The 24056-nt window shown below is 50.7% G+C and carries 16 protein-coding genes; 3 read left to right on the forward strand and 13 right to left on the reverse strand.

Features of this window, described 5'->3' with window-relative positions:
- Positions 1–9: 9 nt before the first annotated feature.
- From FCL47_RS09765 to FCL47_RS09800, 8 genes are all read right to left on the reverse strand, one after another.
- Positions 10–1797, reverse strand: a complete 1788-nt coding sequence (locus FCL47_RS09765) for a DnaB-like helicase C-terminal domain-containing protein (protein WP_136813308.1) — start codon at positions 1795–1797, stop codon at positions 10–12.
- A gap of 49 nt (positions 1798–1846) precedes the next feature.
- The gene (locus FCL47_RS09770; RefSeq protein WP_136813309.1) at positions 1847–5221 is read right to left on the reverse strand and encodes a cyclic nucleotide-binding domain-containing protein; all 3375 of its coding nucleotides are present in this window, start codon (positions 5219–5221) and stop codon (positions 1847–1849) included.
- Positions 5222–5287: 66 nt separating this feature from the next.
- A complete protein-coding gene (locus FCL47_RS09775) occupies positions 5288–6670 on the reverse strand; it encodes a TIGR03013 family XrtA/PEP-CTERM system glycosyltransferase (protein WP_167496439.1) in 1383 nt (460 codons plus the stop codon).
- A 191-nt stretch (positions 6671–6861) separates the two neighbouring features.
- Entirely contained in the window at positions 6862–7488 is a 627-nt protein-coding gene (locus FCL47_RS09780; RefSeq protein ID WP_136813311.1) for a nucleoside triphosphate pyrophosphatase, read from the reverse strand.
- Between the two features lie 128 nt (positions 7489–7616).
- Positions 7617–8360, reverse strand: coding sequence for an enoyl-[acyl-carrier-protein] reductase FabL (gene fabL, locus FCL47_RS09785; RefSeq protein WP_136813356.1), 744 nt, complete (start codon positions 8358–8360; stop codon positions 7617–7619).
- Positions 8361–8436: 76 nt separating this feature from the next.
- The gene (locus tag FCL47_RS09790) at positions 8437–9372 is read right to left on the reverse strand and encodes a DUF362 domain-containing protein (protein WP_136813312.1); all 936 of its coding nucleotides are present in this window, start codon (positions 9370–9372) and stop codon (positions 8437–8439) included.
- Positions 9373–9704: 332 nt separating this feature from the next.
- On the reverse strand, positions 9705–10886 hold the full coding sequence (locus tag FCL47_RS09795; protein WP_136813313.1) for a phosphoglycerate dehydrogenase: 1182 nt from the start codon (positions 10884–10886) through the stop codon (positions 9705–9707).
- A gap of 125 nt (positions 10887–11011) precedes the next feature.
- Positions 11012–12727 (reverse strand): B12-binding domain-containing radical SAM protein, encoded by a 1716-nt coding sequence (locus tag FCL47_RS09800; protein WP_136813314.1) that lies wholly within the window; start codon positions 12725–12727, stop codon positions 11012–11014.
- Between the two features lie 158 nt (positions 12728–12885).
- Between FCL47_RS09800 and FCL47_RS09805 the strand changes: the two genes are divergently transcribed.
- Positions 12886–15969, forward strand: a complete 3084-nt coding sequence (locus FCL47_RS09805) for a ChaN family lipoprotein (protein ID WP_136813315.1) — start codon at positions 12886–12888, stop codon at positions 15967–15969.
- Positions 15970–16216: 247 nt separating this feature from the next.
- A complete protein-coding gene (locus tag FCL47_RS25425) occupies positions 16217–17182 on the forward strand; it encodes a peptidylprolyl isomerase (RefSeq protein ID WP_304992073.1) in 966 nt (321 codons plus the stop codon).
- An 85-nt stretch (positions 17183–17267) separates the two neighbouring features.
- Here FCL47_RS25425 and FCL47_RS09815 read toward each other — a convergent pair whose 3' ends face one another.
- The 5 genes from FCL47_RS09815 to FCL47_RS09835 all read right to left on the reverse strand — a co-directional run bounded on the left by FCL47_RS09815 (position 17268) and on the right by FCL47_RS09835 (position 23339).
- Positions 17268–17834, reverse strand: coding sequence for an HDIG domain-containing metalloprotein (locus tag FCL47_RS09815; RefSeq protein ID WP_136813317.1), 567 nt, complete (start codon positions 17832–17834; stop codon positions 17268–17270).
- Between the two features lie 35 nt (positions 17835–17869).
- Positions 17870–18835 (reverse strand): tryptophan--tRNA ligase, encoded by a 966-nt coding sequence (gene trpS, locus FCL47_RS09820; RefSeq protein WP_136813318.1) that lies wholly within the window; start codon positions 18833–18835, stop codon positions 17870–17872.
- Positions 18836–19036: 201 nt separating this feature from the next.
- Positions 19037–20944 (reverse strand): molecular chaperone DnaK, encoded by a 1908-nt coding sequence (gene dnaK, locus FCL47_RS09825; protein WP_136813319.1) that lies wholly within the window; start codon positions 20942–20944, stop codon positions 19037–19039.
- Between the two features lie 158 nt (positions 20945–21102).
- Positions 21103–21732, reverse strand: coding sequence for a nucleotide exchange factor GrpE (locus tag FCL47_RS09830; RefSeq protein WP_240744193.1), 630 nt, complete (start codon positions 21730–21732; stop codon positions 21103–21105).
- A 230-nt stretch (positions 21733–21962) separates the two neighbouring features.
- Positions 21963–23339 (reverse strand): sigma-54 dependent transcriptional regulator, encoded by a 1377-nt coding sequence (locus FCL47_RS09835; protein WP_136813320.1) that lies wholly within the window; start codon positions 23337–23339, stop codon positions 21963–21965.
- Positions 23340–23536: 197 nt separating this feature from the next.
- On the opposite strand from FCL47_RS09835, the gene FCL47_RS09840 reads away from it, so the two are divergent.
- A complete protein-coding gene (locus FCL47_RS09840) occupies positions 23537–24025 on the forward strand; it encodes an asparaginase domain-containing protein (protein ID WP_136813321.1) in 489 nt (162 codons plus the stop codon).
- Positions 24026–24056: the final 31 nt, after the last annotated feature.

Here is a 24056-nt window from a genome sequence, read left to right on the forward strand (position 1 = left end):
AGGAAAAAGTCAGTCTTTTTCCGATACAGGATGCTCGGTAAAACCCCAGTAAGGAAAATCCTGACGATATTCAGCAACCTGACCGGGACTATGTTCCCTGCTTGCCACTAAAAAGAGCCTGTTGGCGTTTCCTGCTGCCTTGGCGGAGCCATCTCTTTGAGGAGATGCCGGGTAGAGCACCATAGCATTATCCGCACTGTACTCGATGTCTCCGGATCCTTTGAAAACACCGAGGTGTGGCTCTTCAAGATAGGCGCCCGCCTGCCCTCTGGACAATTCTGAGATAACCAGGAAAGACACCTGCAGTTCATCACGGATAGATTCCATCTGCCGCAGCCAGGCATCAATGCCGGTGCGCCTCTCGGTAAACTCGTTAAACGGCAGTTTATGCAGGCTGTCGACCACTACGACTGTATAGTCGCTTCGTGTCTCATGACGGATAAAATCAATATGTTTGCGCATCAACTCAGGCGTCACCTTCCGGTCGTTGATCACCCGCCAGAAAAAGAGCATTTTCTGCAGTTTTCGCCGGGCTGCCTCGAAGTTGATTTTCTGCTGTTCCGGCAGGCTCTCGTCGCTTAGCTGCTCCGTGGACAAACGGGCCAATCGACTCAAGGTCCGCCGATAAATTTTCTGTCGACCATTTTCAAAATCATAATACAGCACAGGAATATGCCGCAGGGCCATCTCTGATCCAATCTGGATAAGAAAAGTTGATTTGCCGACTTTAGGAGCCCCGCCAATCACATTAATGCCGTGTATTCCACCAAGAGCGTCATCTAAACGAGAGAATCCTGACGAGAGGTTCCGGTACTGCTCTCCCTGTTCCTGCTCAAGAGACTGGAGGAAATGACGATACTCACGTTCAGGTGAAGAAAAAGGCGAGAAAGAACGGGAGTTTTTGACCATTTCACCAAGAGCCTCAGCGAACCCTCGACCCGAGTCTCTTGCCAGCTGCCAAAGTGAATATTTCCGGGGACTATTTTTTTGCCAGACCAGGATTCTGGCCTTGTAGCCGATAATCGAGGCCAGATTTCTGGCGGCATTCTCCGACTCCAGGCTATTGGCGACACAGATAAACAGTGTTTTTACCTTATCGAACAACTGCCCTGGCATCCTCTCAAGTTGAGCATAATGGGAAACCGCCACCCCGGGAAAACCGAGTTGCTTCAGAGGAAGAAGATTTTCCTCACCCTCGCAAATAAACAATGCTCCGTTCTCGCAACGCGCGATGTCCTGAACATTAAAGATATTGTGCGGTTCTTTACTGAATTGTTCAATGCCGTGCCAGAAAGTGTCTTCCGGTCGCTCCGGGTGAACGCAACGGGCGGAATAGCAATTGCCATCGTCCTGTATGTAGGGGTAAACAAGATAGCGCCCGTTGAATCCGACCTGCATTTCTTCAAGAACACTCCGGGAGACAGTGCTCTGCTGGAAAAGGCTATAGATGGCATCGGTGATCCTGTCCCGGTATCCACGTATCTCGTCGTTGATGTTTTCTGCGGGGTACAGTAGCTGCTCGGTGATAATTTCCTGGTCCGGATCATACTCCGGCACTTCAGTGAGGGGGATGCCGGCAAGACGCGCAAACCAGAGAGGAAAACCACCTGGCACACAACGGTTCACACAACGAAAGTAACCATGGAAGAAACTGGCGGTGTTCAGAACAACGCTCAACCTGCCGTCGGCAGAGCCATGTTCTTTACAAAAGGGGCAATCGGCACTGAACTTTTCCTGCCATCGTCCCTTGAGATGGGTGAGGTAAAACCGGGAAACAGCATCTTTGCCTTCAGCCATTCCCTGCTCCACATGAGGTTACGAAAGAGATTCTAACCGGCAAAGACATTTATTTCATCACCTGTGGCATCTCACGCATGGTCAGAACAATTTCGTGAAGAAGTTTCCGGTTAATCAATGCATCGAATTTCAAATGGAGGGAATAGTCATTTCCTGAAGCCTGGCTGATTTTAACTGCGAGCACATCACCGGTAAGCGCCACCCCTTCCGCCGAACCACCAACGGCCGGGATCACAATCTGCATCTTTCTCCCGAGCAATAGACGGCCATTGATTTTCTGGGCGATTCTGACCAGAAACGAAAGCCCTCCCTCGGAAATATCACAGAGGTCCACCTTAAAGTCAGTGCCGAGACTTCGCCCCCGGCTGTTTATCAGGGTGGTTATGACTGTTCCTGAAATGCGGTATCGCTGATACTCCCGCCGATCATTTGTGCTGAGCTTGATGAAATCTTCTATGCTTTGAAATTTTCGACAAAAGGTATGTAATTTTGCTTCGAGCCCAGGGAAATTTTCCCGCCACTCACGTAGCGCATCGAGCTTTAAAATCGATATGTCCGCATTGCTGATGGAGGCAACCGATATGGTCGACACTGAAGCTTCAAAAAAAGCCTCCGCGCCGAATATTTCTCCTCTCCCCATGGTTTTGACTAAAACTTCATTCCCCTTGTCGTCGAAATAAAGTTTAACCTGTCCGGAATTTATGAAGAAAAGGGTTTCCTGGAGAGCACCCTGCTTGATGATACTCTCTCCATTCTGATACTTTTTATGTTTTAAGGCATGATACACCGCACTGAATTCATCCGTATTTAAGATATCATACAGTGCGCTCCATATCTCTAAATGACCTTTATCTATCGCCGCAACTTTTTCCCGATCAATTATCTCAGCTGCCCGCAGTATGTGACTGACCGCAGTGGAGTCAATCTCGATGAGCCATTCACGCAATTTTTGTGCCTGCATGAAATTGCGCTGACGGGCGACTCGTTCGATGAGTATCAGCAGCTGTTCCACCGCTGCTTCTTTATCTCCGCGGGCAAGAAACGTTCGTGCAGCCTGTTCTTCCGGTAAGCTGGTGACAACCCACTGGGAAATCGGTGTCTTGCTTATTTTTGAGGCCTGTTTGAGGGCGTTTTTGCGCAGCTGACTGGCCTGGACATGTTTTTTCCGGGTTTCCTGCAGTTCTTTCTGCAAAAACTTCAATGCCTTTTCCGCTGCACCCCAGACCTGCTCGGAAATTTTTTTCGATCCCCGCTGCCCCCGCGTCTCGAGAAATGTCTGCACCCCTTTATATGCCTGCGGACAGGGACAACGTCCGAGAGTCTCCATTAATTGCAGAAGAAGACCATTCCTCAAGGTGTCGCTGAATTTTTCATGGGATTCGAGCAGTTCAACAAGCTTATCAGCGATTTCAGGATCGCAAAAAGCGGCAAGTGCATCGATAATCTGCACTTTAATCTGTTCAGATGACTCGTCTAATGCTCGCAGCAGAAGTTGTTTCCTGTTTTTTCCACCGATCTTGTACAGAGTAAGAAACGTTTCACGCTGTACCCGAAAATCCTCATGCTGCAGATAAGGAAGGATACTTTCAGCATCCTCTTCGGTTCCAGTCTCGCCGAGCAGTTTGATGAGATTGCGCTTGCCATACCAGACCATGTGCTCCTGGAGGCGCTCATGAACAAGGGAAGGCACGTAATCCGGGCTGTCGGTGAGCAGATCGATTATTTTCAGGCGATCGGCCGCATTGTCGGCATTAATTAACGATTCGACGAGGAAACGCCCAGCGACCGGTCCCTGGTATATCAAGCGAAAGCTCAACTTCTTATCCTGGGGCGCTGCAAGGCACTGACTGAGCAGGCCTGGCAGGCTGGCCCTTTGGATTCCACGATCCTGCACCTTGGCAACAATGGCTTTTATTGACGCGGAATGCGCTGTCAGCCCGGAGCGGATCTGATGCAGCAACGTGAGAATCTTATCCCCGCGAGAGGTATCTCCTGCCTGCCAGCTCTTTTGCATCACCTGCTGCAAAAAAATGATAATTTGTTCGGCCAGTTCTTTCTGGCATCCGGATCGTCGAATTTTTTCAACGAGCGGAGAAAGAACGAGATCGAGATGACGCCACTGCCCCGTAGCCAGAAGGTTTTCGCCAATAGCTATCATACTTTTCAGCAATGGTTCCTGCTCTTCTTTACCCACATCCGAAAGATAGGCAATCATCCCGTGCAGCAGCTGAGAAGCCTGGTCACCATCGTTATGTTTCTGCATCCGGCGAAACGCAGCAGGCAGATACTCAACCAACTCCTCGCTTTGCAGCAGGCTGGTATTGCCCTGTAAAAAACTTTTAATACCCGCCTCCAGGCGACGTTTTTTCCTTTCTCTTTCGCCTTCATCCATAAGGTTTCTGGCTTTTTCAGTACTGAGGAAATGTTTTCCTTTCCTGCTGCCCGTCAGCTTCGTCAACGCCCTTTCAAGAAACTGCACCTGAAGTGAATTTTCTCCATCAATGCGCTTTGCTTTTGACAGTTGCTCTCTAAAGAGCAGTATCATTCCGGAGATTTTTTCATGGGTCAGAGCCACAAGCAGCCCTTCAAACACCTCCCCGCCCCAGCCGGCAGGATAGTCCTGTGCCGCCAAAACACACAAGGCAGGTTCCTTGAGGCTTTCAACATATACTGTTGCCAGTCCCAGGGCGACCTCCTGCCTGCTGCCCGGCGCAATAAGCGTCTCGGCCCGGCTCAGCATCAAGGGGAAATATCGTGAGGCAACAATCATTTTTCTTTTCTGAATGTCCTGCAGTATGTGCGCTGTACCCGCAGCCAGGATTTCGATTGCCGTTGTCGGGCTGGCCATCTTCTTCTCCAGCTCAGCCACGATGACCGGTCTTTTGTCCTTACCGAAAAGACAGGCGACAATTTCCGGCCGAACCTTTACCAGGTTTCGGGTCCTGAGGCCGTCAGCCTGGCCGTTTTTACCACTCTTTTCTCCCGTTTCTTCTTTTTTTTCCGGGAAATAGCCAGCCAGACCAAGACTGGTTATATACTCGAGTCCCCCTCCCTCGTTTTTGATTTTTTCAACTGAAGCGTTAAAAACCGAAAGAAGCTGGCTGAAAGCCAAACGATCCATCTCCGCACTGATATCCAGTTCAGATAAACCCAGCAGGCGCAACTGCCGATAAATGACAAGATTGGAAAAGGATTCGACTATTTCCTGGTGCAGAGGCTGCCCGCACAAGTAGGGATTCCCCTCTTGCAGGGAGTACGTCAGACGGCCATGCTCGCGGAGATAGTTTTTGATACTTTTGTAACCGCGGTCTACGGCGGCTGCGGCCTGGGGAGCATCCGGGGGATAAATACGGCAGGTGACAATAGTGTTATTAAATGATTTCAGTATGTCAATACTTTTACCCAGCAACTCAATCTGATTCATTGTTCGACACCATTCTGCAAAATATCTGCCGTTCGATGCTGTGCATCAGAACAGCCTTTTTCCAGATCACCTGGAACCTTTTTTAAAAAGGACTGTTTTAACCGTCTTGAAAATTACCAGCAGGTCTAAAGCGATGGATACGTTTTTCAAGTAATACAGATCGTACTCCAGTTTTTTCAATGCATCCAGCTCAGATGCGCCATAAGGATAACAGACCTGCGCCCAGCCCGTCACTCCCGGCTTGAGGGTATGGCGGATGGAGTAATAAGGTATTTTTTTCTCCAACTCATCAACGAAGATTTTTCGCTCCGGCCGTGGACCAACCAAACTCATTTCCCCTTTCATCACATTCCAGAGCTGTGGTAACTCGTCAATTCTCAGACGTCGAATTATCTCACCAACCCTGGTTACCCGATCATCATTTACCTTGGCCCAGACTGCACCATTTTTTTCCGCATCCTGACGCATGGAACGAAATTTAATTATTTTAAAGATCCGGTTTCCCTGTCCGACTCTTTCCTGTAAATAGAAAATCGGGCCCGGGGACTCCATCTTGATGAGGATAGCTGTTATCAGCAGGACAGGCAGGGTGATTACCAGCAAGACAGCGGAAAACAAGAGATCGATAAACCTCTTTACATGATATTTCCAGCGGCTGAGAGAGAAGCCATCAGAAAAGATAATCCAACTCGGGGCGATCCTTTCCACCAGAATCTTCCCGGTAATCCGTTCATAAAAAGTGGTGCTCTGTTCGATGGTTATTCCCCGCAGCTTGGCATTCAAGAGAGCGGTTATCGGTGTTGCTCCCCGTGGATTATCAAGCGCGACGATGATTCGTTCAAGATCCTGCGTCGAGAGAAGCTCTTCGAAGTCATCAAGAGAGGCACGAACCGGCGCATTGTGCGGATTATAGGCGGGTTTTGTATCCCCGACAAATCCTCTTACCCGGTAGACTGAGTCCTGTACCCCCTCAATCTCCCTGGCAATATCGGACGCCAGGGCTCCGGTGCCGACCAGCAGAATATTCTGGACAAAAAGCCTCTTACGCAGAATGTGATTGTAGGCGCCTCGCCAGAGAGCAACCGACAAACAGATCACCAGGTAACCAAGCCAGAAAATCCGGGTGGAAATTATCATAAACGGAATCGAATAATAGACTCCGCCTAACAGGATGCAACCAACGCCGAAGGCAAGGGTCATCCGGGTAAAAGTATTGATTAGCGACACCTCATTTCTCAGATCATATTGATCGAAAAAATAGAGGCAAAGCTGAAAGATAATTGTGACGAGAATAGCCCTGAAGGAATTAGGCAGAAGATCAAGAAAGAATAATCCCGGTCCCAACATGACCCAGTCTACGATAAGAAGCGATGAAAAGATCAGTGCCCCTTCACCCAAAAAGAACACGATCGTTCGCAGCGGATAATATTTATTGACCAATGTCGGCATTGTTATGATCTCATCTCTTTTAAAACTCCCCCCGCCAAATAGCATAGCAGGACTTCATTCCGTACGCACTTGTCGGGTCTACGTTTTTTCACGAAATACTTTTCCTCGAGAAAGCACAAGAAAAGTATTTCCCGGTCACGAATGAACCTTGATAACAGTATATTGCAAATTGGATCAGACACCAAAAATATTTATGAAAATTTTCTATTCCTTTTAGAGCCTGCAAACACCGTTGGCGCAATAACTCCATGTGCCTGCAAAACTGTCAGCAGCTCATGAAGCGGCAGGCCAACGACATTGGAGTACGACCCTTCAATAGCCTTAACCAGGAAAATACCTTTACCCTGTATGCCATAGGCTCCTGCCTTGTCAAGGGATTCTCCCGCGGCAACATAGGCGCGAGCGACTTCCTTCGAAAATCCGGCAAAAACCACCTTCGTTGAAACGACCTGCAGAGTTTTGACACCACGCAATTCATGCGCTACACAAAAACCTGTTTTGACGCAATGCTCCCGCCCGGAAAGATCCATGAGCAGGGCAACGGCGTCATCTTCATCAACGGGTTTGCCGAGAATTCTATCACCAAGACACACCACGGTATCGCCACTTATCACCCAGGAATCCGGAAACTCTGCGCTCACCACAGCCGCCTTCTCCAATGCCATCCTCAGGACAAAGCTTTCAGGGTTTTCCTTATCGAACGGGTGTTCATCGACCAAGGCCGTCTGGATGGTAAATTTTATCCCCATTTCAAGCAGGTACTGCCGTCGGCGCGGGGAGCCCGATGCGAGAATTATCGATTCTGTATTTTGATACATACTCTTTTTCTGGATTTTTTGCTGGTAATGCACGAAATTTATCAAACAACGGTATCTTGCAATACGGGATTGCTATGCCCAGGTGAAATAAAGTGGAGGTAAACGTCACTGCCTGGCACCACCCGGGCTTATCCCCTGATGGCGTACCCGCCATCGACGGTAATCACCTGGCCCTGAATCATGGCTGACAGATTGCTGCAGAGAAACAGTGCAATATCAGCGACATCCTGAGGTGTTGTCAAACGCCCGAGCGGGGTCCTGGATATAGCCGTATTGAGGATCTCGTCCCGATTGGGGAAATGCTTGAGTGCATCGGTATCAACGGCACCGGCACTGATGGTATTGACATTGATCCCCTGGGGACCAAGCTCCACGGCCAGATGCCGGACGAGCGATTCCAGCGCCGCCTTTGACGCTCCCACCGTCGTATAATTTTCAATAGCCCGAACGGATCCAAGGCTTGAGACAGCCATAATTCGACTCCCCCGGTTCATCAGCGGCAATCCGTGCTGCACCAGTGTCAGCAAGGCCCTGGCATTTATCTCCATCGCCCAGTTCCAGTGGCGTTCTGTCAATTCAAGAGCAGGTTTCAAGACCCCCGAAGCGGCATTACTCACCAGGATATCCAAACGGCCGAATTGTTCAACTATGGCAGCAAACATCTTTTGAACATCACCATTATTGGCAACATTAGCCTTGACCAGAAGACATTTCCGACCGATTTTTTCCACTTCTGCTGCCGTTTCTTCGGCATCCCGTCGATGACGAACATAATTTACGATAACATCCGCACCCTGTTCGGCTAACCGAATGGCTATAGCCCGGCCGATACCCCGCGACCCTCCGGTAATCAGAGCGATTTTCCCTTGCAAATTAAACATGTAAAGCTTCCTTTTCAGGTACTGATTAATAATCTTTATTTTCTGTAATAGAGTGCACTACACCACCTCAGCCGGCGATTTTTATAGCCACTCTCTTTACCAATCCTCGTACAAATCGCCAAGGATTAAACCGGATAGCCTGCAATTTATAAGGCGCCAGAAATCCGGAGCCATAAAAATCCCGAGGGACAAGAAGAGGATAGTCAAGCCTGGCTGCATTGCTGCCAGCCATCCCCCGCTTCGCTGCTGCCTGCCAGAGAGGGCTTCTGGTCCGGTCCAGTTCCAGCAGCTCGAGCAGTGCGGTATCGAGTGCTACCGGATTACGGGCCGCGGCGATACAGCCAAGCATCAATGGGCTGCCGTCAAGGGGACCGGAGCCGTGCATTACCTCGATACCGTCCACCAGATGTATCTGGTGCGGTAAAAGCGTCAGCAGATCAAGAATTATTTCGGAAAATTCTGCATGGCTATCGCCATGCACCATGTGCAACATAGCTTTGTTGACACCTTTTACAATGCCAAACATGTTCTTGACTGCCATGGTCACCAGCATCTGATTATGCGCCTTTATTTTGGGCAGCCCGACAAAAAGATCACACTCCAGTGCCTCACGAGCTATCGATACACTGACTCCGCCGGCAAGCCGTCTTTGTACCGGAGTGGTGAAATTGATCACCTTGACCTGCAGACCACAGAGGGCCTCAGCAATTCCAAAGGTGCGACACACCTTTTGCGCGGAACCAAAGGCCGGAGAATCGCCAACAAGCACCCGGGCACCCTGATCGAGAAACCAACCGGCAACAGCGGCAATAAAACGCCCGTCCGTGCACGCAAGGGCCGGGCCGTGGCTGCTGATGAAATTTGGCTTGAGCAGCACAACTTTACCATGGAGCGAGCCAGACAGACCGAGATGTTCCCCGATTTTATCGGTGCATGCAGCTATGGTCAATGGGTCGTAGGAGGTGCACCTCTGCAATACCACTTGATGTAATGCGTCATTCATGGACGTGCAGATGAAGAGACCGGAAAGGAAGGCTGAAAACAGAAAAACCGGACCCTAGCAGGGGAGTCCGGTTTTTCCAGGAGAAAAGAGAGAAGAGATAAAGCATAAACAGTGTTGCATATCACATGCCACCTTCCTGTAAATATCTCACAACGTTGCATTTGGGGTGTTAGAGCCGATATTGGTCGCAGAGTTGGCAATTTCCATCCGGCTTTTATACAATTTTTTATACTATAATTGCTCTTAAAACACCAAATCAAAGTCTCTTTCCTGTAATATCAACACAATAGGCTATCTAGTTTTTTATACCGTCCTGTACCGTTTTTTTACTCTTACTTGAAAGAAATGACCCGGGTACGGATTACATCGGAATTTTTCACAATTTGCTCAAGTACTATTGACGGAATCGCCGACTCGACATCGATAATATTATAACCGACCTTGCCGTTGGACTGGTTCAAATAACTGGCAATATTCACCTCGTTGTTGGCAAAAATATTTGACACAAAGGCAATCATGCCCGGAACGTCCCGGTTGATGACAATCAACCTTGAATGCACCTTATCACTCGGAGTCGATTCGATGTTGGGGAAATTAACGCTGTGGGTGACATTGCCGTATTTGAGATAGCTGGAGATTTCTTTGACCGCCATGACGGAACAATTTTCTTCCGATTCCGAAGTCGACGCCCCCAGGTGCGGCGTTGTCAGCACTTTGTCATGTTTCACCAGGGCCGGCGTTGGGAAATCGCAGAGATAGGCCTCCAGGTAGCCGCTGTCCAACGCCTCGATAACCGCTTTTTCATCGACAATCGGCCCCCGGGAATAATTGATCAAGATGGCCCCTTTCTTCATTCTGGCAATAAACTCGGCATTGACCAGATTGCGGGTTTGATCGATGAGCGGCAGATGCAGGCTCACCATATCGGCATCCCCGACGGCATCCCCAAGATTCCGACACACCCGGACTTCAGGAGAAAGCTGATGAATATTGGCAAGGGAAGGAGCCGGGTCAAAGCCCTTGACCTTCATGTGCCGAAAGACCCCGCCGTTGGCCAGGCGGACACCAATCTGGCCAAGCCCGACAACTCCCAGGGTTTTTCCGGCGATTTCTTCGCCTTTATATGCGGCCTTGCGGGCCTCGACTTCTTTACCGACCTTATCAGGGGCCATTGCCGCAAGGGATTTACAAAATCCAATACCTCGATAAATATTTCTTTTCCATACCCCAATCATCGGAAAAACCAGATCGACGACCGCATTGGCATTGGCTCCTGGAGTATTGAGGACACAGATACCTCTTTCTGTGGCTCTTTCAACATTTATGTTATTGGTGCCAGCTCCAGCCCGGGCAACGACCAGAAGGGTCGGATAATCATCAACATTTAAGGGAGAACTGCGCAGGATAATGCCGTCGGGAGCCTCTTCCTCTGCGGAAACCGTAAATCTGTCACTAAACAGTTTCAAACCCTGCCTGGCAATGCTGTTGATTTTCTTTATTTTATAAACCGGCATCAAACTCTCCCTGGCTCTTTTTAGTATTTCTTTCGGAATCTGCATTGGTTGGAATAAAAGTAGCTGTCCACTATATAAACGGCTATCGAGAAGATCAACTTTTTTCCACAATTTATTTATTTATATCAAAATATCAAAATCTTATTAAATTTATGCAAAGACATTTCCCGCTCCTGCAAAATACAGAGACATGGTTGGCCGGAGTGTTCCGGCATCCCGATTTCCGGCAGCATTGCCTGAGAAATCCGGAGAAAATACGATTTCCGGAAAAACTGGTTGCGATTGTTTTTACGGTACACGCCATCAAGCTCCGCAGGCAGGCTCTGATAGAGGATGGATTTGGTCTGTTCCGGCGCCTCCCGGCTTCCCTCCACCTGGAGACAGTCGGGCAGAAAGCGAAAACCACAACGCAGCCAATCATAGCGCAGCAGCTCAACGACCAGATCCCTGTCATCTCGCCCGGCGGCGAGCTGGACCAGCTTTGTGCACATCAGCTCCTGGGTCGCAGCGAGCTGAAAGAAACCGCTGCTTTGACAGATCACCAGGAGTTCTTTGAAAAACAGGGCAATATCTTCCTGCCGCCGGCGCAAATAGCGCCACAGCGAAACGAAGTATCGATTGTTATGAAATTTTTCAACAAGCTCAGAAAACCAGAACAACCCACGCAAAGTTGCGTGATCCATCCAGTTGGTTTGCAGGACGGCATAGGGCGGCTCGTGACAGAAAAGGTACCCTGAAGCCTGCGCCTCGCGAAAAATGGGTGTATCCGGCAGAATTTTCAGCAGGCCCATCTGGATATAGTGGGCATCCATAGCGAAAACATCCCTGAAAGAAGCCATAAAGCTTTCCTGTGTCTCATAGGGCAGGCCGAGAATGAGATCGACATGGAGGTGAATGGTACCAAGCCCGGCCAGCCGATAAATCGTCTGATGGGCCTGGACCGGATCGACTCGCCGGTTGACGGCGGCAAGTGTTCTTTCATTGGTTGACTGAATCCCCAGCTCAAACTGAAATCGGCCCGGTTCAAGTGTCGCCAGAAAAGCGTACATCTCCTCGGTAAATCGATCCGGGGCCATCTCAAAATGAAAAAGCGTTGCACCACCCCGAGCCGCAAGAAATTTCCAGATGGCCAGGGATCTGTCCGGCACATCATTAAAGGTGCGGTCAATAAACCGGACCACTCCGGGCTGATGGCTGAGAATATCGCCCAGTTCCTTTTTCACTTTCTCTAAGTCTTTATGATACAATCCTGTTTCTGCAGCGGACAGACAATAGGTGCAGCCGAAGGGACACCCCCTGCTGCTTTCATAGTAGATATGCCGGTTTTTGAGGTGGTCGGCAAAATCAGTTGGCCGATACGGATAGGCAAAAGTGCGGTCTTTCATGGCAAAAAAAGATCCTGCATAGCGAGGCTGCATTCTGCCGGCCTGCAGGTCACGATAAAAGGTTTGATCCACCGCCTCGATCTCACCCAGCACCACGGTGCAGGTGTCCTTGTCGCCAGGTGCACCATGGTTGAGCCGCTCCCCCAGCACTGTGGCCTGAGGTCCGCCGATGACAACCCGGCAGGCTGGAAGACAGGCACGCAGATCAAGCGTTAATCTGGCAATAAGACTGCTGTTCCAGATTGCCGCTGAGAAAAATATATAGCCGGGGTTCCCCTCGCTCAGACGGAGGAGCATCTCGTAGTAATTGTCATTGATCGTAAACTGGAGCAGTTCAAGAGCTACAGCAGGACAGTTTTTTTCCAGTTCGTTGCGGACATAAAAAAGTGCCAGGCAGGAATGGGTAAACCTGGCATTGATACCGACTAATTTGATCTGTTTATGTATATCGTTCACCTGGAGTACCTTGCAGTGGTTGTGAAAGCACAAAGATTTTTAGCGGAATGGGACTATTGATCTTACTTTGTTTCCCATGCGATTTGAAATTTACCTGCGTTTTTAAAATAACAGCAAGAAACGTATGACATATTCATCTATTTTATGAGAGAGCGCAAATGACATATTATACCCATCACTTCCCGGCCGCGTCCCTCTTCCTCGCCCTCGTCCTCATCTCCTGCGTATGTTGCAGCAGGGTTGCCGAGGCGACAGCGCCGCAACAGAGCAGCTATGACCTCGCACTGTCCTTTGTCCCTGAGGAAGGACGGCTGATCGGGACAGCCAGAATTACCATCGAACCAGGCCAGGAACTCAGCCTGTATGTGGCCGGGCTCGAGATTACCGGGTCGCTGCTGCGAGACGAAAGCGGCAACGAGCTGAGCATTCAGCCAGTCCAGGAGAATCTGGTTCTCGCCGCTGTAAAAGTGCACCGGACTCTCTATATCTCGTATACGAAAACGAGTAAAAATGATTTTGACGACCTCATCAGTCCGCAGGGAATTGCCCTGACCGGTCACTGGTATCCTGCCCCCTCACAACCGATGCGATTCCACGTTACGGCCACCTTACCCGATCGTTTCTCAGCCATCGTGGAAGCCGACAGCTTTCCTCTGGCCCAACAAGGCAACACCGTCAGCGCAGTTTTTTCCATGCCGGCAACCGCTATCCACTTCATCGCCGGACCATACGCCCTTGACAAACAACAGGTTCGCGAGGGTCTCGTGGTCTATTCGATGTTTTTTAAAGAAGATCAAGGCCTGGCCCGCGGCTACCTGCAGGCGGCCACCGATTACCTGCGCCATTACGAGCAGGAGATCGGCCCATATCCCTACAATCATTATGTCATCGTCGCCAACCGGCGTCCCACCGGCTACGGTATGCCGACCTTCACCCTGCTCGGCCAGGCAGTTCTGCGTCTCCCCTTTATAAAGGAGACCTCCCTTGGTCACGAGATTGTCCACTCCTGGTTCGGCAACGCCGTGGAGGTCGATTACACCACAGGAAACTGGTGTGAAGGACTGACTTCCTTTCTGGCCGACCATGCCTTCCGGGAACAAAAGGGCGAAGGTGTAGCCGATCGACTGGAAAGTATTACCAGATACCTCAGCTATGTGCACAAGGATTCGGCTATTCCCCTGGCGGCTTTTACCTCTGCCAGCCATAACCAGCCAATGGCCCAAGCGCGGCGTGCGGTTGGGTATGACCGGGGGGCCTATCTTTTTTATGAGCTGCGGGAAAAAATCGGCCGCCAATCATTTGCCCAAGGGTTGCACCAGTTTTATAGAGACAATATCGGTCGACACGCCAGCTGGGAAGACGTAGAAAAAAGCTTTGCCACGGCGTCGGGACAGAATCTGGCTGATTTTTTTTCCGAAAGACTACAGAGAAATTATATTCCATCGTTGGCAGTAGAAGACATCAGGACCGAATATGCCAACGGCACACCAACGCTTTCTTTTGATGTGCTCCAGCTCCAGGAAAAACCGTATTCGCTGGTTGTGCCCATCCGTATTCAAACCATGACATCGACTGTCAATCGCATCGGCGAGATAACCGGACCAAAGACCCGGCTCTCCATTCCCCTTGAGGCGGCGCCTTTAGAGTTCACCGTCGACCCGGACTACTCATTTCTCAGGCAAGTGTCAGAGGAGGAACTGCCCGCCGTCTGGTCGCGTTTTCTGGGTGCGGAAAAACAACTGATCATTCTCGCAGATGAGAGCGACCGGCAGCTGTATCAACCGCTGCTTGACGTCCTCGCGGACACTCACCCGACCGTCAAAACAGCAGCCCAGGTCAGCAACCTGGAGCTGAGCGACAACGACCTGCTCTTTCTTGGAATTAACCAGGCTCCGAGCAGAGCCCTTTTTGCGCTGCCAAACCATCCCGACGAAGGTTTTACCCTCGATGTCCGGCGCAATCCCTTAAACGGCAAGCGTGTTGCCGTGCTGGTTTCGAGCAGCGGCAAGGATCAAAGTGCGGCTGTTGCAAGGCGACTCAGCCATTACGGAAAATACTCCTACCTGGAGTTTAAAAAAGGCCGCAATGCGGTAAAGAGGATACAACCAGCCCGGTCCGATCTCCACTTCGTTGTCGAAGAACTCCCCACCGGGGGAGCAACATCCGCCTTATCTCCTTTTACCCAGGTAGTTGCCAGGCTTGCCGATGCCCGGGTGGTGTATGTGGGAGAAACCCATACCTCACTTGCCGACCACCTGCTGCAATTGCGCATTATCGAAGCAATGCATAAAAAAAATCCGCACCTGGCAATCGGCATGGAGATGTTCCCTGCGTCATCGCAACCTGCGCTCGACAAATACACACTCGGGGTCGAGACAATGGATGAACGGACTTTTTTAAAGGAATCGGATTACTATAATGTCTGGCGATTCGACTACCGGTTTTTTCAGGAGATACTGAATTTTGCGAGGAAAAACCACCTGCCGGTCATCGGTCTCAACCTTGATCGGCAGGTTGTCTCCGAGGTTTTTCGTGCGGGCGGAACCGACAGTCTGACCAGGGAAGTACAGGACTCGCTGCCAAAAGACCGGGATCTCGATATGCCCGGTTACCAGGAGCGACTGCTCATGATGCATGACGTCCACATGCAGGGCAGCCATGGCAGTGGTGCGGCAAGCGGCTTTATTCAAGCCCAGGGGCTGTGGGACGAGACGATGGCGAAAAATATCACCACTTTTCTGACCAGTCATCCCGATTACCGGATGGTGGTTCTGGCCGGTACGCAGCATACCCGCAAAGACTCCGGCATTCCTCCGCGGGTGGCGCGAAGGATCCCTGTACAGCAGGTCTCGGTTGTCAACATCTCTGATGAAAATGCACCCGGCAACCTGGCCCAGCTTGCTGACTATTACTTTCTTGCAGCACCGGCAGAGCTCCCCGCAGCGCCCAAAATCGGTATCGTCGTCGATGAACAGACCAAAAACAAGCAGAGCTTTCTGAAAATCAGTCAGCTCAGCCCCCACGGCAAGGCCGCGGCCGCCGGCCTTCTTAAAGGAGATATTGTAACAGAAGTCAATGGGTTTGCTGTTTCCGACATGGCCGATCTGCGCATTGCCATGCTTGGCACCCGCGAAGGGCAAACGATCGATGTACGGATCAAGAGATTGGAGGGGAACCAGGAGCGGGAACTTCATCTCCCGGTAGTACTGACCATCCCCCCGATTGGACAAGCGCATCCTTAATAAACCAGGCAGCGATCAGTCATTGTAATTCGTGGCGTTCATCCGTTATAGTGGCAGACAAAACTCTCCCCGCCAATCACTGGGAACGTTTGGCTTATCACCTGGCTGGCAGGAAGATGGTGATAATTAATACCGCAAAATGGTACTATTTTTCTCTTAAAACTTTGCAAAAGGAGAATCCATGCATAAGGTTTGCACCCTGTTTGTACTTATTTTTACTTTTATACTTTTATCTGGAGAATATGGAATGGCAACAACAAAGCTCAAAGACGGTCTTTACGCAAAATTTGACACCTCGAAGGGAGAAATCCTCTGCAAGCTCGAATTTGAAAAAACTCCCCTCACCGTGGCCAATTTCGTTGGTCTTGCCGAAGGAACGAAAGATCTCGGCGGCGGCGCCAAGGCCAAAGGCGACAAGTATTACGACGGTCTGAAATTTCATCGGGTCATCCCCGACTTTATGATCCAGGGCGGCTGTCCACTTGGCACCGGAACCGGCGGCCCTGGCTACACCTTCCCTGACGAGATTGACCCGAGCCTGACCCATTCCGGACCCGGGATCCTGTCCATGGCCAATGCCGGACCGGGCACCAACGGCAGCCAGTTTTTCATCACCCATGTGGCGACCCCCTGGCTCGATGGCAAACACACCGTCTTTGGTCATGTCGTCTCCGGGATGGATGTAGTGAATAAAATTGTCGCCAACGACGTCATCCATTCAGTAGAGATCATCCGGGTCGGCAGTGCTGCCGAAGCTTTCCAGAGCGACCAGAAAGCCTTTGATTCCCTGTTGGTCAATGTTGACAAAAATAAACGGGACAAAGAACTGGCGGCAATGGAAGAAGAACAGGCCCTCATCAAAAAACAGTGGCCCAAAGCCGTAACGACTCCATCCGGTCTGCAATACGTGGTTGTTGCAGAAGGCGAAGGTGAAACACCCAAAAAAGGCGCAGTCGTCACCGTCCACTACACCGGAAAACTGCTCAATGGTCAAAAATTCGACAGCTCCTATGACCGCAAACAGCCCATCGACTTTCCCGTTGGCGCAGGTCAGGTCATCAAAGGCTGGGACGAGGCATTACTCGGCATGAAAAAAGGCGAGAAGCGTGTTCTTATCATCCCGCCAAGTCTTGGTTACGGTCCATCCGGACGCGGGCCGATCCCACCGAACGCGACCATGATCTTTGATGTTGAACTGGTAAACTTCCAGTAAGCAGCACGGGTATACCGAAAAAGAAAGGGGGCTGATGGAACACCTTTTCCATCAGCCCCCTTGTTACGTTGTGCCGGCAAGCAGGTCAAAGACCGATATCTTCAGCGATGGCCTGCATGGCAACGAGACTGATCTCACAAAATTCGGCCAGCGGAATCCCCGCCTCCTCGCACTCGGCAATGATCTCGCGGTCGGCCCCGCGGGCAAAGGCCTTTTCCTTATAGCGCTTCTTCACCGATTTCGCTTTGACCGCAGACAATTTCCTGGCGGGATTAACCAGAGCAGACGCTATGATCAATCCGGTTATAGTCTCTCCTGCGGCAAGAGCGTGATGAAAAACGGTCGTCCGCCGCTCCCCCGGCCAGGCGGCCAGATTATGCAGCTTTATGGCCTCAATTATCTCCGGATCGACTCCCTTTGCGGCCAGGATCCCCGCCGCCTCTGAGGTGTGGGTAGCCAGATCAGGCTGGGTTTCACTATCGAGGTCGTGGAGCAGCCCGGCCAGTCCCCACTTCTCCTGGTCTTCGCCAAGCCGCTCGGCCATGGCGCGCAACACGGCCTCAGCTGCCAGTGAATGGTTGACAAGATTGTCATTTTTCAAGTAGGTACGAACGAGTTCCAAGCCCTCGTCACGGGTCACACCATAGCTCATATCTTCTCCTCAAAATTGAGCTTTTTACCACACCATCAATATTTCAATCCAACACGACTGCGTACCAGGTCAAGCGTCACAACGGCTTTCGCCCGGGCTTTTTCAGCACCTTTGGCGAGAATCTCCCGCAGCATGGCCGGGTCCGACAGATACTGCTGCTTTTTCTCTCTGGCCTGGCCGAACTTGTCGTTGAGCAGATCCAGCAGTTCTAGTTTCAGATAGCCATAGGCTGCACCACCATTGACATACAGTCCATGTATTTCCTGCATTCTTGCCGGCGAGGCAAAAAGCTGCATAATCTTGTACAGATTACACTTCTCCGGGTCTTTCGGCTCGTCGACGGGCGTTGCATCGGTCTCAATTGCCATCACCCTTTTTTTCAGCTCCTTGCCCTCCATAAAAATAGGGATAGTGTTGCCATAGGATTTGGACATCTTCTGTCCGTCGAGACCGGGTACTATCGCCATGGTTTCACTGATCGATGGTTCCGGCACAACAAAGGTGTCGCCGTACTGGTTATTGAATTTAATAGCCAGGTCGCGGGCGACCTCCAGATGTTGTTTCTGGTCTTTGCCCACCGGTACCTGGTCCGCCTGATACAGAAGGATATCGGCTGCCATCAGAACCGGATAGGAAAAAAGTCCGTGGCTGGGAACAATGCCCTTGGCTACCTTATCTTTATATGAGTGGCAGCGTTCAATCAGTCCCATGGGAGCCAATGTTGACAGCACCCAGGTCAATTCGCACACCTCCGGCACATCGGATTGCACCCAGAAAGTACATTTATCCGGATCAAGCCCCAGTGCCAGAAAATCCGCGGCCGCTTCGAGGGTCCCGGTCGCAAGCCTGGCTGGATCACGTACGGAGGTGAGCGCATGAAGGTCGACGATAAACACATAGAGGTCATCGCTCTCCATATGGGCGATCATGGTTTGCATCATACCGAAGTAGTTGCCGATATGGAGCTGGCCTGAAGGTTGAATGCCTGATAATATTTTCATGGGTATCTTTAGAGGGTAAAAATTTGATAAAAACTGAATAAACGACCTGTAAGCCGCATACAATAACGTAAAAAACAAAAAAAAGGGAGAAGAGAATTACTCATTCTCCCCTCCCTTTATCAGCAGTGCGAATACCCCCGGGGTGAAAACGGAAACTAAGCCGGGATAAGTACTCTGTAAGGTACTAACGCAACCTGAGAGTTACTTCACCTCTTCAAAATCGGCATCTACCACATCGTCATCGTCATCTTTCTTAGGCTTTTTGCCGCCTTCAGCACCTTGGGCAGCATCAGGATTTTCCTTTGCCGCCTGGGCATACATCAGCTCGGCCAACTTATGCGAAGCCTGGGTCAGGGCTTCAACCGCCGCTTTAATTGCGTCAAGGTCGTCGCCATCTTTTACCTTCTTGAGGTTTTCCATCTCTTTTTCAACACTGGCCTTTGTCTCCGCATCAACCTTATCGCCAAGATCTTTCAGGCTTTTCTCTGTGGCATGAACGAGTGCATCCGCAGAGTTACGGGTCTCGACCAGCTCCTTGCGCCTCCGGTCTTCATCGGCATGGAGCTCCGCATCCTTGGTCATCTTCTCGATTTCTTCTTTGGTCAAACCGGAGGACGCGGTGATCTTAATGGACTGCTCTTTGCCGGTTCCCAGATCTTTGGCCGATACACTGAGGATACCGTTGGCATCAAGATCGAAGGTAACCTCAATCTGTGGCACCCCGCGTGGCGCGGTCGGAATATCTGTCAGCTCAAATCGACCGATGGTCTTGTTATCCTGAGCCATTCCACGCTCACCCTGCAGTACGTGAATGGAAACCGCCGGCTGGTTGTCGGCCGCGGTGGAGAAGATCTGGCTCTTTTTGGTCGGAACCGTAGTGTTCTTTTCGATCAGTTTCGTGGTTACCCCGCCGAGAGTCTCAATGCCCAGAGACAGCGGTGTAACATCAAGCAACAGCACATCTTTTACATCACCGCCAAGCACACCGCCCTGGATTGCCGCACCGATGGCCACAACCTCATCGGGATTGACTCCTTTGTGCGGTTCTTTACCAAATATTTCCTTAACCTTTTCCTGTACTTTGGGCATCCGGGTCATACCCCCGACGAGGATAACCTCATCAATATCAGAGGCCTTCAGCCCGGCGTCTTTTATCGCCGTCCGACAGGGACCAACCGTACGCTCAATCAGGTCGTCAACCAGGCTCTCGAGTTTGGCTCTACTCAGTTTTAAATTGAGATGCTTGGGACCGGTGGCGTCTGCGGTAATAAACGGCAGATTGATGTCAGTCTCTTTGGTCGTCGAGAGCTCCATCTTGGCTTTCTCTGCCTCTTCTTTCAGGCGCTGCAGAGCCATCTTGTCGGACCTGAGATCAATGCCCTGCTGACGTTTGAATTCATCGGCCAGCCAGTTGACAATTCTCATGTCGAAATCTTCCCCGCCAAGAAAGGTATCACCGTTGGTCGATTTAACTTCAAAGACGCCGTCACCGATTTCCAGTACGGATATATCAAAGGTACCGCCACCAAGATCGAATACGGCAATTTTCTCCTCGCCTTTCTTATCCAGTCCATAGGCAAGCGAAGCAGCGGTCGGCTCGTTGATGATACGTAAAACATTGAGGCCGGCAATCTTTCCGGCGTCTTTGGTTGCCTGGCGCTGGGAATCGTTGAAGTAAGCGGGGACCGTTACCACGGCGTCGGTCACCTCTTCGCCCAGATACTCCTCGGCGGTCTGCTTCATTTTGGTGAGAATCATCGCCGAAATTTCTGCCGGCCGGTATACCTTGCCGTCGACATCGACAGAGACACTGCCGTTGCTGCCCTCAACAATTTTAAATGGACTGACCTCGATCGAACGTTTGACCTCGGCGTCGGAAAACTTCCGGCCGATGAGACGTTTGATTGCATACAGCGTCCGTGTTGGATTGGTTACAGCCTGACGCTTGGCAACCTGGCCCACTAATCTTTCTTCATTGTCCGTGAAGGCCACAATCGAGGGAGTTGTTCTGTTTCCTTCAACGTTGGCAATCACCTTTGGTTCGCCCCCTTCCATTATTGCCACACATGAGTTGGTGGTACCGAGGTCAATTCCAATAATCTTAGCCATCTTTTTTCTCCTTAAATCATTCTCGGCGGATATTGTATCCGTCTACCATTCCATAAATGTTATTTTAATTACTTTACCTATCGTGGCAACCCCTTGTAAAGTTGTCATCTTCCCCTGTTTGTCAAGGGATTGTCACGGTTTTCGGTATTACTTCTCGGTTATGCCTTTTCGTTCGATTCCTCGTTTTTTTTCCCTGAAGAGACCACAACCTTGGCAGCTCGCAGCAGCTTGTCCTTGTAGTTGTATCCCTTTTCGAATTCGGTAACGACGTGATTGGCGGGGACGCTGTCGCTTTCAGCCATGGTCAGTGCTTCCTGATGTGTGGGATCAAACGGTTTGCCGACACTATCGATGGACTTCACTTCAAACTTTTCCAGCGTTGCAATGAGACTCTTCAGCGTCAACTGAACCCCCTCCAGCAAAGCCGCGAGATTCTGTTCTGCCGGGGCACCTTTGGTTATTCCCTGGTCAACAGCCCTTTGCAGATTATCCACGACAGGCAGCATCTCTCTGAAGATTGTCTCCCCGGCGTACTTCAGGCTCATTTGTCGCTCGCGTTCCACCCGCTTCTTGAAATTCTCATTTTCTGCTGCCGCCCGCAGCATTCTGTCGCGAAGATCTGCTATTTCCTTCTGGGCATCAGCAAGTTCTTTTTCTATATCACGTTCCAACTCAGCCCCCGCTTCGTCTCCGTTCATGGTTTCCCCGGGGCCGGTTGGACCGGTTTCAAAATCAGCCTCAACATCGGAATTATCCAAAGGCTCTACATTTACTTTTTCCTGGCTCACCCACTCCTCCCTTCTTTCTACAAATTAGCATTGTTGTGCTGAGTGTCTGAATAATCGACAGCAGCCACCCCAAATTCAAACTTGTCCAACAATAAGGAGCTGCTTTTTCATTGTCAAGTAAGCCCCAGCCAATAATAATAAACGCGGGGAAGTCCTGGGAAACTAAGGAAAATGGAGTAAAAAAGAGAGCTGATCAAGCAAGAGAAGCGACAGTCCGGCATTCCACCAGGCTATTGTTTCCCATATCTGTTCAACTTGCTCTGCAGCGTCTTACGGGTGATCCCCAATCTTCTTGAGGCCTCACTCTTATTGCCGGCAGTGTCGGCAAGTGTTTTAAGGATGAGCTGTTTTTCAGCATCAAAGAGAGATACAGGTTCGGTGGGGTGAGGAGCGGTGTATTTCATGGCTTGATTCTGGATGGGCAGGGGCAGGCTTTTTTCCGTCAGTTCCGTTCCCCGCATAAGAATAATGCCCCGTTCAATGGCATTCTCCAGCTCCCTGACATTGCCGGGCCAATCATACTGGACGAGAAGGTCCATACATTCGACAGTTATCTTGTCGAGAACCCGCCTGTTCTTGTCGGCAAACTTGCGGGCAAAATGTTCAACCAGCAAAGGGATATCTTCCCGCCTCTCCCTGAGCGGGGGGACAGTCAGCATGACCACATTCAATCGATAATAGAGATCCTCGCGGAAATTATTTCCGGCGACCGCTTCTTCCAGGTTTCTGTTGGTGGCGGCGATAATACGAACATCCACATGGATCGTCTCTTCACCGCCCACCCGCTGCAACTCCTGCTCCTGAAGGACGCGAAGCAGTTTAACCTGCATTGCCTGCGACGTCTCACCGATCTCGTCGAGAAACAGGGTGCCGCCATCCGCCTGGACGAACTTGCCCTCACGCTGTTTCTCCGCCCCGGTAAAAGCCCCTTTTTCGTGGCCGAAGAGCTCGGACTCGAGCAATCCTTCGGCCAGGGCGGCGCAGTTGACCTTGACAAAAGGCTGACTGTATCGCTCGCTGTTGTTGTGCAGGGCCTCGGCGATCAACTCCTTGCCGGTGCCGGATTCGCCATACACAAGCACCGTCGCCTCGGTTGGTGCCACATACCCAACCATCTCCAGTAATTCAATCATCGGCGGGGACGTGCCGATAATAGTCGTTTTCAGCTTCAACCCGCCTGGCGCTGCCTGCAGTCGGCTGCTCACGACCTGGTGGTGATCAACCGCCCGCAGCAAGGCCAGACGCAGGCGATCGAAATCAAGCGGTTTGGTAAGGTAGTCATGCGCCCCCTGCTGAATAACCTCCACGGCGGCATCCACTGACGAATAAGCGGTCATGATGATCACCGGCAGGCTGGGATAACGGGCATGAATGCGCGTGAACGCCTCGCGACCATCCATTCTGGCCATGCGCACATCCATCAGGACCGCGTCGTAGCTGTTCTTGTCTACAGCCGCCACCGCCGTTGCACCGTCATCCGCCTCAACACAGCGCCAGCCCCACTTTTTCAGCAAAGAACAGAGCATATAGCGATGCACCTGATCGTCATCCACCACCAGAATTGTCACCGGATTTTTTTTCACTCCTCCTCCAATATATCGATCCATGTCAAAAGCTACTCCCTTCAGTACCTTACAGATTGTGTTGTTGTTTTTGCAAAAAAGACAACCTGTCTCAAGGCACCTACAATATATGTGGCGATCTCCTTTGAAAAGCAAGGCAAAAAACTGCGATTACTGGTACATATACAATTCTGGAATTTTCCCTTGCCAGTCAAATTATCCTATTTTTCCGGAGACATATAATGCACGAAATTTCGATAATCACCGTTGGCGGTACAATCGACAAGGTCTATTTCGATGCTAAAAGCGAATATGAGGTCGGCCCGCCGAATATCGAAAAGGTTCTGCTGGAGTTACATCTTTCCATCAGCTACAGGATCAACTCTCTGATGCGAAAAGACAGCCTCGACCTGACCGGGGAGGACCGGGCATTGATCGCCGCAACAGTCGCCGCAGACCCATGCAACCGGATTGTCATCACCCACGGAACCGACACGATGGTGGAAACGGCACGGCAACTGACAAAAATCAGTCACAAAACCATCGTTCTTACCGGCGCCCTGGAACCTGCACTTTTTAAAACCAGCGACGCAGTTTTTAACATAGGCTGTGCCTTTGGCGCCGTTCAATCGCTGGGACCGGGGGTCTATATTGCTATGAACGGCAAGGTTTTCCCTGCAGACAATGTGCGGAAAAATCTGCAGGAGAACAGATTTGAAACCGTATCCTGAGGTTGCTTCTCGCGCCACATCACTGTTGTTT

Origin of the sequence: Desulfopila sp. IMCC35006, from assembly GCF_005116645.1 — a bacterium.
In the GTDB taxonomy this organism is placed as follows: domain Bacteria; phylum Desulfobacterota; class Desulfobulbia; order Desulfobulbales; family Desulfocapsaceae; genus Desulforhopalus_A.

Coding starts and splice junctions, on each gene's coding strand:
- FCL47_RS09795 (WP_136813313.1), bottom strand. CDS start 10,886: ATGCCGGTTTATAAAATAAAGAAAATCAACAGCATTGCCAGGCAGGGT.
- dnaK (WP_136813319.1), bottom strand. CDS start 20,944: ATGGCTAAGATTATTGGAATTGACCTCGGTACCACCAACTCATGTGTG.
- FCL47_RS09805 (WP_136813315.1), top strand. CDS start 12,886: ATGACATATTATACCCATCACTTCCCGGCCGCGTCCCTCTTCCTCGCC.
- FCL47_RS09770 (WP_136813309.1), bottom strand. CDS start 5,221: ATGAATCAGATTGAGTTGCTGGGTAAAAGTATTGACATACTGAAATCA.
- FCL47_RS09815 (WP_136813317.1), bottom strand. CDS start 17,834: ATGAGCTATGGTGTGACCCGTGACGAGGGCTTGGAACTCGTTCGTACC.
- FCL47_RS09790 (WP_136813312.1), bottom strand. CDS start 9,372: ATGAATGACGCATTACATCAAGTGGTATTGCAGAGGTGCACCTCCTAC.
- FCL47_RS09780 (WP_136813311.1), bottom strand. CDS start 7,488: ATGTATCAAAATACAGAATCGATAATTCTCGCATCGGGCTCCCCGCGC.
- FCL47_RS09765 (WP_136813308.1), bottom strand. CDS start 1,797: ATGGCTGAAGGCAAAGATGCTGTTTCCCGGTTTTACCTCACCCATCTC.
- FCL47_RS09775 (WP_167496439.1), bottom strand. CDS start 6,670: ATGCCGACATTGGTCAATAAATATTATCCGCTGCGAACGATCGTGTTC.
- FCL47_RS25425 (WP_304992073.1), top strand. CDS start 16,217: ATGGCAACAACAAAGCTCAAAGACGGTCTTTACGCAAAATTTGACACC.
- trpS (WP_136813318.1), bottom strand. CDS start 18,835: ATGAAAATATTATCAGGCATTCAACCTTCAGGCCAGCTCCATATCGGC.
- FCL47_RS09835 (WP_136813320.1), bottom strand. CDS start 23,339: ATGGATCGATATATTGGAGGAGGAGTGAAAAAAAATCCGGTGACAATT.
- FCL47_RS09840 (WP_136813321.1), top strand. CDS start 23,537: ATGCACGAAATTTCGATAATCACCGTTGGCGGTACAATCGACAAGGTC.